Below are 17,605 nucleotides of genomic sequence, written 5' to 3' on the forward strand. Positions count from 1 at the left end.
TGAAAAGTAGATAAATTAAGGTTAAAAGAATTGAAGAAATTAAGGGCGCACAGTGGATGCCTTGGCACTAAGAGACGATGAAGGACGCAATTAACGGCGAAACGTCACGGGGAGCTGTACATAAGTGAAGATCCGTGGATTTCCGAATGGGGCAACCCGCTATGTTAAAAACATTAGCATCTTTGTTTTATAACAAAGAAGAAAACGCAGTGAACTGAAATATCTAAGTAACTGCAGGAACAGAAAGTAATAACGATTCCGCTAGTAGTGACGAGCGAACGCGGAACAGCCAGATACCATATTTAGTTATAAAATTTTAATGAAGTTGAAGTTTTTGGAAAAAAACACCACAGCGGGTGATAGTCCTTTAAACGTAAGTTAAAATCTAAGGTATCAAAAAGTACGGCGAGACACGAGAAATCTTGTTGGAATATGGGAGGACCATCTCCTAAGGCTAAATACTCCTTAAGTGACCGATAGTGAACTAGTACCGTGAGGGAAAGGTGAAAAGAACCCCGGAAGGGGAGTGAAATAGATCCTGAAACTGTGTGTCTACAATTAGTCAAAGTTCGTTAATGAACGATGGCTTGCCTTTTGCAGAATGAACCGGCGAGTTACGATATGTAGCTAGGTTAAGTTTTAAGGAACGGAGCCGTAGTGAAAGCGAGCCTTAATAGGGCGATTCAGTTGCATGTCGTAGACCCGAAACTGAAGTGAGCTAGCCATGAGCAGGTTGAAGTTTAAGTAAAATTAAATGGAGGACCGAACCAGGACACGTTGAAAAGTGTTTGGATGACTTGTGGCTAGGGGTGAAATTCCAATCGAACTCAGAGATAGCTGGTTCTCCCCGAAATAGCTTTAGGGCTAGCGTTGATTAAATATTTTAATGAAGGTAGAGCACTAAATGGGCAAGGGCTTCACCTCGAAGTACCAAACTCAATTAAACTCCGAATGTTATTAAAGTAAGTCAGCAGTCAGACTGTGGGTGATAAGGTCCATGGTCAAAAGGGAAAGAGCCCAGACCGTCAGCTAAGGTCCCAAAATTGATGTTAAGTGGAAAAGGAAGTAAAGATGTTTAAACAACTAGAAGGTTGGCTTAGAAGCAGCCATCCTTTAAAGAGTGCGTAATAGCTCACTAGTCGAATGACTTTGCGCCGAAAATGTAACGGGGCTCAAACATCATACCGAAGCTACGGATAAATAAAATTTGATAATTTTATTATATGGTAGGGGAAGCGTTCTGACATCGCTGAAGCTATAGCGGAAGCAGTAGTGGAGAGGTCAGAAGTGAGAATGCCGGTGTAAGTAACGAAAAGATAGGTGGGAATCCTATCCGTCGAAAACCTAAGGTTTCCAGGGGAAGGTTCGTCCGCCCTGGGTTAGTCGGGTCCTAAGGTGAGGGAGAAATCCGTAGCCGATGGCAAACAGGTTCAGATTCCTGTACTAGTTAATAAACTGATGGAGGGACAAAGTAGGCTAAACGCACCTCTTAATGGATTGAGGTAGAAAGACCAAGTTTGAGAAAATAGGCAAATCCGTTTTCTTATTAAAAACAAGGTTTGAAGGTAACGTGTTTGATGTCAGACTTTCAAGAAAAGCTTCTAGGGTTAATTTATTAACTACCCGTACCGCAAACCGACACAGGTAGGTAGGTAGAGTATACTAAGACGCGCGAGAAAACTCTTGTTAAGGAACTCGGCAAAATAACTCCGTAACTTCGGGATAAGGAGGGCTTTTAACAAAAATTTAAAAGCCGCAGAGAATAGGCCCAAGCGACTGTTTATCAAAAACATAGGTCTCTGCTAAACCGTGAGGTGATGTATAGGGGCTGATGCCTGCCCGGTGCTGGAAGATTAAGAGGGGATGTTAGTTGTTTTACAACAAAGCATTGAATTGAAGTCCCAGTAAACGGCGGCCGTAACTATAACGGTCCTAAGGTAGCGAAATTCCTTGTCGGGTAAGTTCCGACCTGCACGAAAGGCATAACGATTTGGGCGCTGTCTCAACAAGAGTCTCGGTGAAATCAAACTGTCGGTGAAAATGCCGACTACCCGCGACAGGACGAAAAGACCCCATGGAGCTTTACTGCAGCTTAATATTGATTTTATAATTAGAATGTACAGGATAAGTGGGAAACTGTGAACAAAAGACGCTAGTTTTTTGGGAGTTAACGTTGGGATACCACTCTTTTTATTTGTAAAATCTAACCTCCACAAGTAGATTGTGAGGGACAGTGTTTGGTGGGCAGTTTGACTGGGGCGGTCGCCTCCTAAAAAGTAACGGAGGCGTTCGAAGGTTCCCTCAAAATGGTTGGAAATCATTTGAAGAGCATAAAGGTAAAAGGGAGCTTGACTGCGAGACCTACAAGTCGAGCAGGGACGAAAGTCGGACTTAGTGATCTTGCGGTACCGTATGGAAGGGCCGTGACTCAACGGATAAAAGCTACCCTGGGGATAACAGGCTTATCACTTCCGAGCGTTCATAGCGACGAAGTGGTTTGGCACCTCGATGTCGGCTCATCGCATCCTGGAGCTGAAGAAGGTTCCAAGGGTTGGGCTGTTCGCCCATTAAAGCGGAACGCGAGCTGGGTTCAGAACGTCGTGAGACAGTTCGGTCTCTATCCGTCGTGGGCGTTGGAAATTTGAAAGGAGCTGTCCCTAGTATGAGAAGACCGGGATGGATATACCTCTGGTGTTTCAGTTGGTTTGCCAAAGCCATAGCTGAGTAGCTAAGTATAGAAAGGATAAATGCTGAAAGCATATAAGCATGAAGCCTCCCTTGAGATGAGATTTCCCTATGAGATTCCTGAAAGACTATCAGGTTGATAGGCTAGAGGTGTAAGAACAGCAATGTTTTCAGCTGACTAGTACTAATAAATCCATTGACTTTAATTTTTTTAACCCATTTATCTAGTTTTGAAAGATTTTCCTGGTGCTTAAGTTAAAAAGGACACACCTGTTCCCATCCCGAACACAGCAGTTAAGCTTTTTAACGCCGACAATAGTTCGATTTTTCGCGCCAAGATAGGTTGTCGCCAGGAAATGCTGAAAATTATAGAGGATTAGCTCAGCTGGGAGAGCGTCTGCCTTACAAGCAGAATGTCGGCGGTTCGAACCCGTCATCCTCTACCATCAACAAATAGAAAATTTAAAAGCCAAAATAGCTCAACGGTAGAGCAACTGTCTTGTAAACAGTAGGTTGCAGGTTCGATTCCTGTTTTTGGCACCAAATCAGTAATTAATGTCCCGTTAGCTCAGTTGGTAGAGCACTTGACTTTTAATCAAGGTGTCAAAGGTTCGAGTCCTTTACGGGATACCAATTTATTTTTTAAAAAAAATTTTGGGTTATTATTGCCCGGATGGTGGAATAGGTAGACACGTGGGACTTAAAATCCCATGGTTGTAAGACCGTGCCGGTTCAAGTCCGGCTCTGGGTACCAAATATTTTAAGGGGCTTTAGCTCAGTTGGTAGAGCATCTGTTTTGCACACAGAAGGTCGACGGTTCGAATCCGTTAAGCTCCACCAATGATTTATTTTTAATATTAAAAATTTAAAATTAATTAATATATTTTAAATGGCGGTGTAGCTCAGTTGGCTAGAGCGTACGGTTCATACCCGTGAGGTCGAGGGTTCAAATCCCTCTGCCGCTACCACATAAGGACCTGTAGCTCAGCTGGTCAGAGCCACCGGCTCATAACCGGTTGGTCGTAGGTTCGAATCCTACCGGGTCCACCAAAACAGTTTTTAGGAAGAATACCCAAGTTCGGTTTAAGGGATCAGTCTTGAAAACTGACAGGTCTGAAAAGACGCGGGGGTTCGAATCCCTCTTCTTCCGCCATTTATAAGTATTTAATTATAATTAAATTTTAATTTTTTTTTAATAAATTTTAGTTTTATAATATCGCGGGATAGAGCAGTTTGGTAGCTCGTCGGGCTCATAACCCGAAGGTCGTAGGTTCGAATCCTTCTCCCGCAACCAAAAATGGTTCGGTGGTGTAGTGGTTAACATGCTTGCCTGTCACGCAGGAGACCGCGGGTTCAAATCCCGTCCGAACCGCCAGAATTTATTTATATATGTAAAATACGACCGGCTCTGTAGCTCAGTCGGTAGAGCAGTGGCCTGAAGAGCCTCGTGTCGGCAGTTCGATTCTGCCCGGAGCCACCATATTTTATTAGTATTAGAAATTTTTCAAATATTACATTATATTTTTTTTAATAATTTAAGTAGTAATCTTTATTAAAAATAGAGATTACTTTTTTTTATTTATATTATATTATTTTTTGTGATGAATTTAATTTTTTATATTTTTAAATATTTTTATTTTTATTTATAATGAAAACAATTTTTATTTATAATGAATTTTTTTCTTTTTGAAAAAAAATTAAATTTTAAAATTAAATTAAATTTAGCAAGTGGTGTTTATATTTGAAATATTTTGATTTTATTAATTTATTTATATTTTTTAAATTTATTTTGGGTTTTATTTTTTTATTTTTTGGTATTTATTTTTTTATTTTACCCAAAGATTTTATTATTGGTGGATTAGAAGGCAGTTTAATTTTTTTAGATAAAATATTTTTTTATAAAAATGGTAAACAAAATCACTTTTTTACTAAAAATAATGTTATTGTTATTATTAGAATTATATTTTTATTTTTAAGTTTCTTTTTTCATGATTTGCCATTTTTTTTAAAGACTTTGATAATTACAATATTTTTTTCTTTTTGTTTTAAATTATTTGATTATTATAAAATTAATAAAAATTTTTTTATTTATAAATTTCCTAATTTTATTAAAAACAATAATATATATGAATTATTTTTATCTATTATTATAATTATTTTAAGTGTTGGTTTTGGGTGTGGTTTTATTTTTTCTATTGATGCTTGTACAGGCGGAACGGATTGTATTTTTTTAAAATTAAATTTAAAATATAACATTGAATTATTTTATATTTTATTTTTTACAGATGGTTTGATTATTATTATTTCTTTTTTAATAGATTTATATAGAAAAATTAATAATAAAAAAATTATTTTTGTTAAATATATTTGTTCGTATATATGTTTTTTTACAGTTAGTTTTATTATAAATATATTAAATAAATATATTAAATAAATATATTAAATAAATATATTTATTTAATATAATTATTTATAACTTGACATTTTATATATAAAATAATACAATATTTTTAGCAGTCATTTTAATGATTGCTAATGAGGTATTAACTGATGTTGTCTAATAGAAAAAAAATTATTTTAAAATCTATTATAGAAAATTATTCAAAAGAAGCAAAACCTGTCAGTTCTAAATTGTTAACTTATACACTTCATTTAAATGTTTCTAGTGCTACTATTCGAGCCGATATGGCTGAATTAGAAAAACAAGGTTATTTATTAAAAAAAAACTATAATTCTAGTGGTAGAATTCCTTCGTTTAAAGGTTACAATTATTACTTAAATAATTTAATTAAGAGAAATGAAGAATTTATAGAAATGTTTTCTTTTGTTGATAAAATTATTCAAAAAAAAAGTTTTACTAAAGAACAATTGATTAAAAAAGTTTTAGAACTTTTAAGTGAATTTACAAGTTATACCGCAATAGCAATTGGGTCTGATATTTTGAAAACTAGTAAAATTAATAAAATTGATTTAATTTATTTAAATTATTTTGAATTAATTATTTTAATTGTTACAGATAAAGGTCATGTTCAACACCAAAATATTGTTTTAAATCAAAAAAAAGATGTTAACATGTTAGATATTAAGAAAGTAATTATAATTTTAAATGATTTGTTAAAAGGAAAATTTTTGTTTGAAGCAACACTTATTATTCAAAGTGATATTGTAAAAAAAACTATTGGTAAATATATTAATTGTGAAGAACAATTTATTGAATCTTTTGTTGAAATTTTTGCTAATTTTGTAGATAACAATTGTTATTTATCTGGGGTTTTAAATATTTTAAATCAACCAGAATTTAATAATATAGAAATTATAAAAAAATTGATTAATTGTTTAACTAAAAAAGAATTAATAAAAATTATGACTATTAAAAAAAGACTTACTTTTAAATTTTCTGATAATATAGAGTTAATTCAATTAGAAAATTTTACTATTATTTCTATACCTTATTCTATTAATAAATATGAAAAAGGCCAAATAGCTATTTTAGGACCTTATAGAATGAATTATCATAAAGTTATTCCTCTTTTAGAATATTTATCAGTTTATTTATCTAATTTATATGATTTAAATAATTGAAAAAAAGTTAAAAATTAAGGAGTTTTATTATGGCTAATAAAGAAAAGGTTTTTGATTCTAAAAAAAATGAAGAAATTAGTCATGAAGAAAAAAATTTTTCTTCTGAAAGTAAAAATTTATCAGAAAATGATCAAATTCCAAAAGTAGAAAATAATGATTTTTCTAATAAAGATGAATTTGGTCATAAACACAAAAATAATGACAAACATAAAGAATTAAATGTTAAAGATTATATTCAAATTTTAGAAACAAAAATTAAAAATTTAGAAAAAGATTTTATCAATTTAAATAAAACACATGAAAATGAAAAATTAAGATTTAGATCAGATTTAGAAAATTTTACTAAAAGAATTAATAAAGAAAGAATTAACGAACGTAAATATGCTTCTATTAATTTTATAGAAAATATTTTAGTTCCCTTTGATCAATTTGAAAAAGTTTTAGAAATGAATGTTGAAGATGAAATATTAAAAAAATTTTTAGTTGGATTTAAAATGGTTCATCAACAAATGAAAAATATTTTTAAAGAAGAAGGCTTAGAAGAGATTGAATCTTTAGGAAAAATTTTTGATCCTAAATTACACTATGCAATAGAAAAAATATCTGACAAAAATCAACCTAATAATTCTAATATTGAAGTTTTACAAAAAGGTTATTTATATAAAGAAAGAGTATTAAAACCAGCAATGGTTAAAGTAAATGAATGGAGTAATGAAACAAATGACAAAGACAAATAAAATTATTGGTATTGATTTAGGAACAACAAATTCTTGTGTTTCTGTTATGGAAGGTGGAGAAGCAAAAGTTATTACTAATGCTGAAGGTGGAAGAACTACTCCTTCTGTGGTGGCTTTTAAAGGAAATAATATCATGGTTGGAGAAATTGCCAAAAGACAAGCTATTACAAACCCCAACACTATTATTTCTATTAAAAGGCATATTGGAGAAACAAAATATACAGTTTCTGTTAATGGAAATAAATATACTCCTCAAGAAATTAGTGCTATGATTTTACAAAATTTGAAAAAAACAGCAGAAGATTATTTAGGTTCAGAAGTAACTCAAGCTGTTATTACAGTTCCTGCTTATTTCAACGATGCTCAAAGACAAGCCACTAAAGATGCAGGTAAAATTGCTGGTTTAGAAGTTAAAAGAATTATTAATGAACCAACTGCGGCTGCTTTAGCTTATGGAATTGATAAAAATAATCAAAAAGAACAAATTGTTTTAGTATTTGACTTAGGAGGAGGTACTTTTGATGTTTCGATTCTTAATTTAGCAGACGGAACTTTTGAAGTTTTATCAACATCTGGAGATAATAAACTTGGTGGAGATGATTTTGATCAAAGAATTGTTGATTATTTAGTTAAAGAATTTAAAAAAGAAAATTTAGTAGATTTATCTAAAGATAAAATGGCTTTACAACGTTTAAAAGATTCTGCAGAAAAAGCTAAAAAAGAATTAAGTGGTGTAAGTTCTACTCAAATATCTTTACCTTTTATTACTATGAGTGAATCGGGTCCATTACATTTAGAAAATAATTTAACTAGAGCTAAATTTGATGAATTAACTATTGATTTAGTTCAACGTTGTTTGGGACCTGTAAAATCTGCTTTAAGTGATGCTAAATTAACTCGTGACAAAATTGATCAAGTTCTTTTGGTTGGTGGATCGACTAGAATACCTGCAGTTCAAGAATTAGTTAAAAAAGAGATTCAAAAAACACCTAATAAAGGTATTAATCCTGATGAAGTAGTTTCAATGGGTGCTGCTATTCAAGGCGGTATTTTATCTGGTGATGTTAAAGATATTTTATTATTAGATGTAACTCCTCTTTCTTTAGGTATTGAAACTTTAGGTAATGTTTTTACTAAATTAATCGAGAGAAATACTACTATTCCTACTTCAAAAACTCAAGTCTTTTCTACTGCAGCTGATAATCAACCAGCAGTAGATATTCATGTATTACAAGGTGAAAGAACATTATCTACCGATAATAAAACTTTAGGTCGTTTTCAATTAACCGATATTCCACCAGCTCCAAGAGGAACACCACAAATTAGTGTAACTTTTGATATTGATGCTAATGGTATTGTATCAGTGAAAGCTAAAGATTTAGGTACTAATAAAGAACAAAAAATAGTTATTACAGGATCAGGAACTTTATCTGAAGAAGAAATTAAAAGAATGATTAAAGAAGCTGAAGAAAATGCCGAAACTGATCGTTTAAAAAAAGAATTAATCGATATTAAAAATGAAGCCGATACTTTAATTTTTCAAACTAAAAAAGCTTTAGTGGATTTAAAAGATGATGTTGAAGTTCAAGAAAAAGAAAAAATTGAATCTAAAATTAAAGAACTTGAAGAAGTTATTTCTAAAGATGATGTTAATATTATCAAAGATAAAATTAATGCTTTATCTCAAGATGCACAAAATATTGCTATTAAAGCTTATCAAAAAACTCAAAATAAAACAGCTAATGATGATAAAAATCCATCATCTAATGACAATAAAGATGAAAAAATTAAAGATGATGTTGTAGATGCAGATTTTGAAGAAAAAAAATAGTTTCAAATTTTTTTAAAAAAAGGGACTGTATCAGTCCTTTTTTTATATTATTATTTTTATTTTATTTAATATTATTTAGAATTTGATAAAAATTTGGGGTTTAAAATATGGTAAAAAAAAGAGACTATTATGAAATTTTAGGTATATCTCGAGATGCAAGTGATGAAGATATTAAAAAAGCTTATAGAAAAATGGCTAAGAAATATCATCCTGATATTTCTAAAGAACACGATTCTGAAAAAAAATTTAAAGAAGTTCAAGAGGCTTATGAAGTTTTAAGCGATTCTAATAAAAAATCTAATTATGATAATTTTGGTCATCAAAATGCTAATGGTAGTGATGGATTTGAAGGTTTTGGTAGTAATTTTGGTGACTTTGATGATATTTTTAATAATTTATTTAGTAAAAATAGTAGAAATACAAAAACATCATCTGATTTGGACGAAAGAATCGAAATGGAAATTGATTTTTTAGAAGCCGTTTTGGGAACAAAAAAAACCATTCAGTTAGTTTTAGAAGATTATTGTCAAGAATGTAATGGTTCTGGTGCTCATAATAATAAAGATATTGTTACTTGTCAATATTGTAATGGTTTAGGATATGTTAATGTAGAACAAAGAATTTTTTTTGGTAATGTTCGTTCACAACAAATGTGTTCTTATTGTGATGGCCAAGGACAAAAAATAAAAAATAAATGTTTTTTTTGTAAAGGTAAAAAAACTCAAAAATATAAGAAAACTTTAGTTGTAGATATTCCTGCTGGGATTGATAATGGTATGACTTTAAAAATGTCTCAAAAAGGTAACGGTGGTAGAATTGGTAGTAATAATTTAAGAGGAGATTTGTATATTACTTTTAGAGTTAAAGCAAGTAAAATTTTTTCTAGAAAAGGTTTGGATGTTTATACAGAAATTTTTATTACTTTTTCTCAAGCTGTTTTAGGAGTTGTTGCAGCAACAGAAACTATTTATGGTAAAGTTGATTTGAAAATTCCTGCTGGAACACAATCTGGTAATAAAATGAGATTAAAAAATAAAGGCATAGCAGATGTTAATAGTTATTATCGCAAGGGTGATCACTATGTTATTGTTAATATAGAAACACCTAAGAATATTTCAAAAGAACAGAAAAAAATATTTGAAGATTTAAAAAAATTAGAAAATAATTATTATAAAAATAAAACAAGCAGTGGTTTTTTTAAAAAAATTTTATAATAAAAAAAGTTAATAAATGTTATAATTAAATTTGAATAGCGTTAATTTTATAAAATTTATTTAATAAATAATATTAATATAATTAAAAAAAGGAATATTATAGGGATGATTTTAATTAAATATAATCGAAAAAATGATTTAAAACCTTATTTTTATTTTGCTTTAGAAGAATATATTTTATCTAATTTATTGAATAAAGAACAAGAAGCTTTCTTTTTCATGTGGCAAATTCATGGAATTGTTATAGGAAAAAATCAAATTATAGAAAATGAAGTTAATTTAGGTTTTTTGAAAAAAAATAATATTCCTATTTTTAGACGTCCTACAGGTGGTGGCTGTGTATATAATGATCCTCAAGTGCCTTTATTTAGTATTGTTGTTAGAAAAAAAGATAAAAAATTTAATTTCAAAATATATTTACAAAAAATTATTGATACTTTTAAAGATTTAGGTGTTATTTTACATTTTAGTGGTAGAAATGATATTTTATTAAATGACAAAAAAGTTTCTGGTAATGCCTTTATGCAAACTAAAGATGGCATGATCATGCATGGAACATTGCTTTATAATTGTGATGTAGAAACTATGGTTAGAGCTTTAAATCCTAATGATGAAAAACTTATTTCTAAAGGTATTACTAGTGTTAAATCTAGAATTACTAATTTAAAAAATTATATTAAAAATATTTCGCAAGAACAATTGCATCAACTTTTAGAAAAAAAACTAACTGATAAAGAGTATATTTTAAGTGATAAGCAGATTTTGGAAGTAGAGTCATTATCTAAAAAATACATGACTAAAGAATGGCTTTATTTTCAACATCCTGAATATTCAAAAATTTTAAAAAAACGTTTTTCTTGGGGATATTTGGAAATTTTATTAGTTTTGAAAGATGGTAAAATTATAAAAATGAATTTGGCTGGTGATTTTTTTCATAAAAGTGATAATTTACAATTATTTGTAGAAAAATTCGAAGGGTCATTATATTCTTTACCATTTTTAGAAAAAATTTTAGTTAACACTAATATTAGTGAATATATTTTAGATGCTTCGAATAAAGATTTTATTTCACTATTAAAAGAAGGTATTTTAGAAAAATTATTGGTTTATAATAATTAATATTTTAATTATTTACAAATTAAATATTTTTTATTTTTTGATAATAAAATAATTAATTTAGTAATCTTATTATCAAAAAATATTATATATTTAATTGATATTTAATAAAAAATATTAAAAAAATATAATATAAAAATAAATAATATGAAATTTATATAATCTAGAGGAATATATTATAAAATGCAAATTATTTTTTGCTTTAAAGAGTAATTATTATTTATAAATAGTTTTGTAATTAAAATATTTTCTAAATTTATTATTAATGATTTAATAGATTTTTATAATTATTTTTTGATAGTTTTTATTGTATTTGAAATATTATTTTTTTCTATAATTGTTATATTTATTAATTCATTTTATAATTGAATGTTTTTATTTTATACATTACCTTAATCTTTAGAATTATAAACAGAATTTATTTTTTTATTTTTTTTATCTTATATATTATTTTGTTTTTTGGTTTATTTTATATATATAAGAATTAAAATATCAAAAAAAATATTATATTGTTTTTTTTATTATAATTATATTAATAAATATTTTTTATGATTAAATTTTTATCTAAATTATGATATTTTAATTATTATGATGATACGAAATTATAATATTTTATTATTATTTAGAAAGTTTTGTTAATAATTGATCTACTATTTTTAAATAATTTATACGTGGATTGTTATATTGAAAAGATATATTTAAATTATTATTTAATAAAATTTTGTATTTAATGCTTTTAAAACCTTTTTCTAAATATTCTATGATTAAATTAATTGGAACTAAAAAATATTTATCATTAATTTTAAAATGAACAATAAAAAAAGCTAATCCTTCATTATTATTTATTTGTTGTAGATGTTTAATTTGGTGAATAGGTATATTTGAAAATGGATAAGAAGTTTTGCAATTAGTTTCTTTTACATCAAATGTTATATATTTTCCTTTGTATAGGCCGTGATAATCTGGTAGAGCTTCTTTACGAAAGTAAGCTTCAGTTATTTTAGCTTTATTTCTAGAAGGATAACTAACTTTTACAATTTGAATAGGGATAGGGTTTTTATAAATAAAAGCAATTTGATTGTCTAAATAAAATTTATTAGTAATATTAATATCTTTTTCTAATGACATTCCTAAATTACTTTTATTATTGTTTTTTTGACTTTTATTTTTTTTAATTGTTGGATACTTCATAATATTTTACTTTTCTTTCTGTTTAAATTATATATTTAATTATAAACGAGATTTTTACTTTTCTTATTTTATTGACACTTTAAATAAAGGATATTTATTCATATGAAAGAAATTCAATTTTTTGCTTTAGGAGGTCTGAACGAAAATGGTAAAAATTTTTATTTATTAAAAATAAAAAAATCATATTTTATTATTGATGCAGGTTTAAAATATCCTAATGAAATTATGTATGGTATTGATTGTATTATTGCCGATTATAATCAATTAGAAAAAATTAAAGATCAAATTCAAGGAATTTTTTTAACTTCTGCTTCTGAAACTTATGTAGGCGCTTTTGCTTATTTAATTCAATATTTAAAAAAACCAGTTTATACAACTTATTTTATTATGCAGGTATTAAAAAAATATTTAAAAAAACACAAGATTATTTATCAAGATTTAGAATTAAATATTTTAAAAGATGATCAAATAGTCATATTTACAGATACAAAAGTTTCTTTCTTTTTAATTACACAATACTTGCCTGAAACTTTTGGTTTAGCTTTTGAAACCGAAAAAGGTTTTGTTGTATATTCTAATGAAGTTCAACTTTTACAACAAAAAGATAAATCTTTTTTTACTGATTTTTTTAAATTAACGTCAATTGCAAAACAAAAAGTTCTTGCTTTTTTTACAACTTCTCAAAAAGCTTTTATCTCTGGTGAGCCAGAAAAATTACAAAATATTCATTATTGTTTGAATAGTTATTTTATTAATCTTCAAAGAAATATTATTATTGTTCTTTTAATTCCAGATTTATTAAAAATTCAATTAATTATTGATATTGCTGTAAAAAGAAATTTAAAAATAGCAATTTTAGGCCGAAAAAGTCAAATTATCATGGATGTAGCTTTACAAAAAAAATACTTAAAAATACCTGATTCTAATTTTGTTAATTTAAAAAAAATAGAAGATCATTTAAATTATAAAAATTTAGTTGTTATAGTTGTGGGTAAACAATTCGAACCTTTTTATCGTTTACAAAGGATGTGTAAAAAAACTGATCGTTTAGTTCATTTAACTTCTGAAGACAAAGTGTTATTAATGTCTGTTGAATCTGCAGGCAGTGCTAGAATTTACTCTAAAACTTTAGATTTTTTATCTCGTAATAATGTTTCGATAGATATTTTGATTAAAGATTTATTAACTTATTCATATAATTTTAGTGAAAATTTAAAATTTATGTTAAATTTACTAAAACCTAAATATTTGATTCCAATTTCAGGTGAATATCGTCATCAATATCAAGTTAAAAAAATATCTAATGAATTAGATTATTTAGATAAAAATATTTTTTTATTAGAAAATGGTGATATTTGGCACTATGATTTTAAAAAAGAACCTTATGTTCAAAAAAAAGCTTTTAAAAAACTGGGTGAAATTTTAATAGATGGTACTCCTGTAGAAGATGGTAACGATTTTATTATGAAAGATCGTGAATTTTTAGCTATGGATGGTGTTATTATATTTATTGCTAATATTAGTATTAAAAATAAAAAAATATTAGGTAAAACTGAATTAGTAAGTAAAGGTTTTATAGCTTCAAACGAAGTTAATAATGTTTTTTTTGCTAAATTAAAACAAAATTTTGAAAATAAAATTGAATTTTTTTTGAAACAAAATAATTTAAAATGGTTGGTTTTTAAAAAAAATTTAAGAGAAGAATTAATAAAGTTTATTTTTAAAGAAATTAGAAAAAAACCTATTGTTATTCCTATTTTGATCACTATAGGTAATTATTGATTTATAAATTATATTATAATTTTATATTTTTTATTAATATAAGAAAGGCATTATGAAATAAATGAAAATTATTCATCCAAAGGCTAATTTACAAGATTTTGATATCTTTTTTTGTGCTTTAGGTGGATTAGGTGAAGTCGGTAAAAATATGTATATTTTCGAAATCGAAAAAAATATTTTTATTGTAGATGCAGGTATTTTATTTTCTGAAAATATTTTATTCGGTGTTAATTATGTTATTCCTAATTATGAATATTTATTAGAAAACGAAAGTAGAATAATAGGACTTTTTGTAACTCATGGTCATGAAGATCATATTGGTGGTATTCCTTATTTATTAAAAAAAGTTAAAATTCCTAAAATTTTTGTTTCTGGCATTGCTTATGATTTACTTGAAGTTAAATTATCAGAACATAAAGATATTATCAATAATTTAACTAAAATGGAAAAATATAATAATAATTCTAAATATAAATTTGGTAATACAGAAATTTCTTTTGTTCGTTTAAATCATTCTATTCCGGATATGTTTGGTATTATTTTCAAAACTAAAAATGGTAACGTTTTTTATACTGGAGATTTTAAAATCGATCATACTCCGGTTGGGCCTGTTGCAGAATATGAAAAATTAACAGAAATTCAAAAAGAAGGTGTTTTATGTTTATTGTCTGATTCAACAAATGCTGAAAAAGAAGAATTTATTCAATCAGAAAGTAAAATTGGCGCTTCTATTAATGATCTTTTTTCGCAAATTACTGGGAGAATTATTATTGTTACATTTGCATCTAATTTGTATCGTATAAAACAAATTATTGAATCTACTATTTTTACTAAAAGAAAATTAGCTGTTTTTGGTCGTAGTATGGAAAAAACTATCGAAACAGGAAAAAATAATGGTTATTTTAAAATCTCTAATGATTTAATTGTTAATAATAATATTATAAATAAATATAATGATATTACTTTGCTTTGTACGGGTTCTCAAGGAGAACCCTTGGCAGCTTTAAGTCGTATTGCGAACAATACTCATAAACAAATTAAACTGAATCAAGGAGATACTGTTATTTTTTCTTCTTCTCCTATTCCAGGTAATCAAGATAGTATTAATAAAATTATTGATTTACTTTTAAAAATAGACATTAATATTATTACTCATGGGCCTTTGATTAATACTCATACTTCAGGACACGGAAGTCAAAATGATTTAAAATTAATTTTAAGTTTAGTGAAGCCGAAATATTTTATTCCTGTACATGGTGAACATCGTATGTTGACTAAACATAGACAATTAGCTATTGATTGTGGTGTATTGCCGGAAAATATTTTAGTTTTAGATAACGGTCAACTAGTTGGTTTAAATGATCAAGAAATGAAATTATTAGGAAGATTACCGTCAGGAAATATTCAAATAGATGGTTCTGGTATTGGCGATGATATAGGTAATTTAATTTTAAAAGAAAGACGTACTTTGAGCGAAGAAGGTTTATTATCGGTTATTGTTACTATCGATTATAAGAAAAAAAAAGTTTTAAATTTTCCTATGATTATTTCACGAGGTTTTATTTATATGAAAGGCAATCAAAAATTAATTCGTAAAATATCTTTGGAAATTAAAAAAAAAGTTGAAGAAAAAATACAAAAACAAGAAATTATCAAATTATCTTTGAAAAAAATAATTATAGATTATTTAACTTCTTATATTTATGAATTAACATTACGTAATCCTATTATTGTTCCTATTATTTTAAATATTTAATATAGTTTTTATATTTAAGAATTATTATTAAATAAATCTTTTTTGAATAAAGGTTTTATAAATATGATTTCATCGAAACAAAATATTATTTTTAAAAAAATGAAAAAATTATTAAATAAAAAATATTGTGACTTATACCAACAATTTTTAGTTTTCGGAGATCATTTGATTGAAGAAGCAGAAAAAACGAAATCTATTTTAGAAATTTATAGTACTTCTTTGAATAAAAAAGGTATTTTAATATCTAATAATTTAATGAAAGATTTAAAACAAACAAAAACTTTATTTAAACAAGTGGCAATTTGTAGACATCAAAATAATCCTATTGTTAGTAATAAAGTTTTAGTTTTAGATGATATTCAAGATCCTTCGAATTTAGGTGTTTTACTAAGAAGTGCACTAGCTTTTGGTTTTAATCAGGTTTTATTAAGTGAAAATAGTGCAAGTTTTTATAACGAAAAAACCATTAGAGCTAGCCAAGGAGCTATATTTTATCTTTATTTCCAAAGAGGTAATTTAGAATATTTATTACAAAATTTTAAAAATAAAAATTATAAAATTTTTAGTTCTTTAGTTCGTAAAAATAAAAAAACTTTAAGTATTGATCAATTAAATAAATTTCCCGAAGATGTTAAAAAAATATTAGTTTTAGGAAATGAAGGCGCTGGTATTTCTCATAATATTGAATTAATTACTGATTATTTTTTAAATATTCCTACTAAAAAAGTAGAGAGTTTAAATGTATCCGTAGCAGGTAGTATTTTGATGCACTATTTATAATATAATTTTTTTTAATTTATATTAAATAAATTTAAAAAAAATTTTAAATTATAAATATAAAAATTGATTCAAATATTTTTTTTAAAATCATCCTTTTTTAATTTTTCATATTTTTTTATATATTTTTTTACTTTATTCAAGATTTTATTTTTAAACTGCACCTATATATAACGAAGTGTTTAAAAACTTTAGACTTTTTTTAAAAATTAAATAATTTAACTATTTAGATCGATATTTATATCGATCTTTTTTTGTTTTTAAAAGGACAAAAATGTTAAATAAATTAAATACCGAACTGGAAATAAAAGTTCAAGCTTTTTTATTAGATTCACAAAATCTTAAATTACGAGATGAAATTTATGAATTATGTCAAAGACCACTTTTTAATATTGCTAAAAAATTTAAATTGCCACCAATGTTAGAACGTGGTGATTTAATTCAAGAAGGTTATTTATGTTTAGATGATGCAATAAAAAACTATCAAGATAATTTAAGTAATTTTATTACATTTTTTTATAATAACGCAAAAATGAAAATGCGTAAATTAATAAATAAAACAGCGGGTATTAAAAAACATGAAGCTGAATATAACAAACTAGCTATTCAATACAACAACGAAGATATTGAAGAAGAAAAAGCAAGTAGTTGTGGCGAACACCATTTTATCGATCCGCACCAAGTATTAATGCGGGAAATTAACGAATTAAAACTTTTAACCAAAATTAAATCGGTAAAATTAACCGAAAATGAATTAAAAGTTTTAAAATTAGCGTTTAATTGACATATTTCAAAAGGTTTATATGATTTATCTTTATTAGAATTAACTAATATCGAAATCGCTAACCAATTAAATTTAACAACAAGACAAGCTGAAATTTTTAAAAATAAAGCAATTACCAAACTAAAAACCTATTTCAAAACTCAAATAATT

General features: G+C 26.6%; 11 protein-coding genes, 11 tRNA genes and 2 rRNA genes. 23 read left to right on the top strand and 1 reads right to left on the bottom strand.

Annotated features, from left to right (window positions below; genetic code table 11):
* Positions 1-29: 29 nt before the first annotated feature.
* The 19 genes from ATP_RS01070 to ATP_RS01160 all read left to right on the top strand — a co-directional run bounded on the left by ATP_RS01070 (position 30) and on the right by ATP_RS01160 (position 11,168).
* Positions 30-2,894, top strand: a 23S ribosomal RNA gene (locus ATP_RS01070).
* 33 nt (positions 2,895-2,927) lie between these two features.
* A 5S ribosomal RNA gene (gene rrf / locus ATP_RS01075) occupies positions 2,928-3,040 on the top strand.
* Between the two features lie 15 nt (positions 3,041-3,055).
* Positions 3,056-3,131 (top strand) — tRNA-Val (locus ATP_RS01080).
* 22 nt (positions 3,132-3,153) lie between these two features.
* Positions 3,154-3,228 (top strand) — tRNA-Thr (locus tag ATP_RS01085).
* A gap of 14 nt (positions 3,229-3,242) precedes the next feature.
* Positions 3,243-3,318 (top strand) — tRNA-Lys (locus ATP_RS01090).
* A 34-nt stretch (positions 3,319-3,352) separates the two neighbouring features.
* Positions 3,353-3,439: transfer RNA gene (locus ATP_RS01095), tRNA-Leu, on the top strand.
* Between the two features lie 10 nt (positions 3,440-3,449).
* Positions 3,450-3,525, top strand: a tRNA-Ala gene (locus ATP_RS01100).
* 51 nt (positions 3,526-3,576) lie between these two features.
* Positions 3,577-3,653 (top strand) — tRNA-Met (locus ATP_RS01105).
* 5 nt (positions 3,654-3,658) lie between these two features.
* A tRNA-Ile gene (locus ATP_RS01110) sits at positions 3,659-3,735 on the top strand.
* Positions 3,736-3,747: 12 nt separating this feature from the next.
* Positions 3,748-3,838: transfer RNA gene (locus tag ATP_RS01115), tRNA-Ser, on the top strand.
* A 64-nt stretch (positions 3,839-3,902) separates the two neighbouring features.
* Positions 3,903-3,979 (top strand) — tRNA-Met (locus ATP_RS01120).
* A 5-nt stretch (positions 3,980-3,984) separates the two neighbouring features.
* Positions 3,985-4,060, top strand: a tRNA-Asp gene (locus tag ATP_RS01125).
* A gap of 29 nt (positions 4,061-4,089) precedes the next feature.
* A tRNA-Phe gene (locus tag ATP_RS01130) sits at positions 4,090-4,165 on the top strand.
* Between the two features lie 261 nt (positions 4,166-4,426).
* Positions 4,427-5,119, top strand: a complete 693-nt coding sequence (locus ATP_RS01135; RefSeq protein WP_012504355.1) for a YitT family protein — start codon at positions 4,427-4,429, stop codon at positions 5,117-5,119.
* A 116-nt stretch (positions 5,120-5,235) separates the two neighbouring features.
* Positions 5,236-6,267, top strand: a complete 1,032-nt coding sequence (hrcA, locus tag ATP_RS01140) for a heat-inducible transcriptional repressor HrcA (RefSeq protein WP_012504356.1) — start codon at positions 5,236-5,238, stop codon at positions 6,265-6,267.
* Positions 6,268-6,296: 29 nt separating this feature from the next.
* Positions 6,297-7,004: a nucleotide exchange factor GrpE gene (locus tag ATP_RS01145; protein ID WP_012504357.1), complete on the top strand. Its 708-nt coding sequence runs from the start codon at positions 6,297-6,299 to the stop codon at positions 7,002-7,004.
* Entirely contained in the window at positions 6,988-8,835 is a 1,848-nt protein-coding gene (dnaK, locus tag ATP_RS01150) for a molecular chaperone DnaK (RefSeq protein WP_012504358.1), read from the top strand. Before ATP_RS01145 ends, dnaK begins: the two co-directional genes overlap by 17 nt.
* 107 nt (positions 8,836-8,942) lie before the next feature.
* Positions 8,943-10,049, top strand: a complete 1,107-nt coding sequence (gene dnaJ / locus ATP_RS01155; RefSeq protein ID WP_012504359.1) for a molecular chaperone DnaJ — start codon at positions 8,943-8,945, stop codon at positions 10,047-10,049.
* A 105-nt stretch (positions 10,050-10,154) separates the two neighbouring features.
* Complete coding sequence (locus ATP_RS01160; protein ID WP_012504360.1) at positions 10,155-11,168, top strand: lipoate--protein ligase; 1,014 nt, start codon at positions 10,155-10,157, stop codon at positions 11,166-11,168.
* Positions 11,169-11,783: 615 nt separating this feature from the next.
* On the opposite strand, the gene recU is transcribed toward ATP_RS01160, so the two are convergent.
* Entirely contained in the window at positions 11,784-12,356 is a 573-nt protein-coding gene (gene recU / locus ATP_RS01165) for a Holliday junction resolvase RecU (protein WP_012504361.1), read from the bottom strand.
* Positions 12,357-12,458: 102 nt separating this feature from the next.
* Here recU and ATP_RS01170 point away from each other — a divergent pair, with 102 nt between their 5' ends.
* The 4 genes from ATP_RS01170 (at position 12,459) to ATP_RS01185 (ending at position 17,455) form a co-directional block, all read left to right on the top strand.
* A complete protein-coding gene (locus ATP_RS01170; protein WP_012504362.1) occupies positions 12,459-14,138 on the top strand; it encodes a ribonuclease J in 1,680 nt (559 codons plus the stop codon).
* A 61-nt stretch (positions 14,139-14,199) separates the two neighbouring features.
* Entirely contained in the window at positions 14,200-15,894 is a 1,695-nt protein-coding gene (locus ATP_RS01175; protein ID WP_012504363.1) for a ribonuclease J, read from the top strand.
* A gap of 63 nt (positions 15,895-15,957) precedes the next feature.
* Complete coding sequence (locus ATP_RS01180) at positions 15,958-16,674, top strand: TrmH family RNA methyltransferase (RefSeq protein ID WP_012504364.1); 717 nt, start codon at positions 15,958-15,960, stop codon at positions 16,672-16,674.
* 271 nt (positions 16,675-16,945) lie between these two features.
* The gene (locus ATP_RS01185; protein WP_041186067.1) at positions 16,946-17,455 is read left to right on the top strand and encodes a sigma-70 family RNA polymerase sigma factor; all 510 of its coding nucleotides are present in this window, start codon (positions 16,946-16,948) and stop codon (positions 17,453-17,455) included.
* Positions 17,456-17,605 lie beyond the last annotated feature (150 nt).

This window comes from Candidatus Phytoplasma mali, assembly GCF_000026205.1.
GTDB lineage: Bacteria > Bacillota_I > Bacilli_A > Acholeplasmatales > Acholeplasmataceae > Phytoplasma > Phytoplasma mali.

Coding starts and splice junctions, on each gene's coding strand:
- dnaK (WP_012504358.1), top strand. CDS start 6,988: ATGACAAAGACAAATAAAATTATTGGTATTGATTTAGGAACAACAAAT.
- dnaJ (WP_012504359.1), top strand. CDS start 8,943: ATGGTAAAAAAAAGAGACTATTATGAAATTTTAGGTATATCTCGAGAT.
- ATP_RS01160 (WP_012504360.1), top strand. CDS start 10,155: ATGATTTTAATTAAATATAATCGAAAAAATGATTTAAAACCTTATTTT.
- ATP_RS01180 (WP_012504364.1), top strand. CDS start 15,958: ATGATTTCATCGAAACAAAATATTATTTTTAAAAAAATGAAAAAATTA.
- ATP_RS01175 (WP_012504363.1), top strand. CDS start 14,200: ATGAAAATTATTCATCCAAAGGCTAATTTACAAGATTTTGATATCTTT.
- ATP_RS01145 (WP_012504357.1), top strand. CDS start 6,297: ATGGCTAATAAAGAAAAGGTTTTTGATTCTAAAAAAAATGAAGAAATT.
- hrcA (WP_012504356.1), top strand. CDS start 5,236: ATGTTGTCTAATAGAAAAAAAATTATTTTAAAATCTATTATAGAAAAT.
- recU (WP_012504361.1), bottom strand. CDS start 12,356: ATGAAGTATCCAACAATTAAAAAAAATAAAAGTCAAAAAAACAATAAT.
- ATP_RS01185 (WP_041186067.1), top strand. CDS start 16,946: ATGTTAAATAAATTAAATACCGAACTGGAAATAAAAGTTCAAGCTTTT.
- ATP_RS01170 (WP_012504362.1), top strand. CDS start 12,459: ATGAAAGAAATTCAATTTTTTGCTTTAGGAGGTCTGAACGAAAATGGT.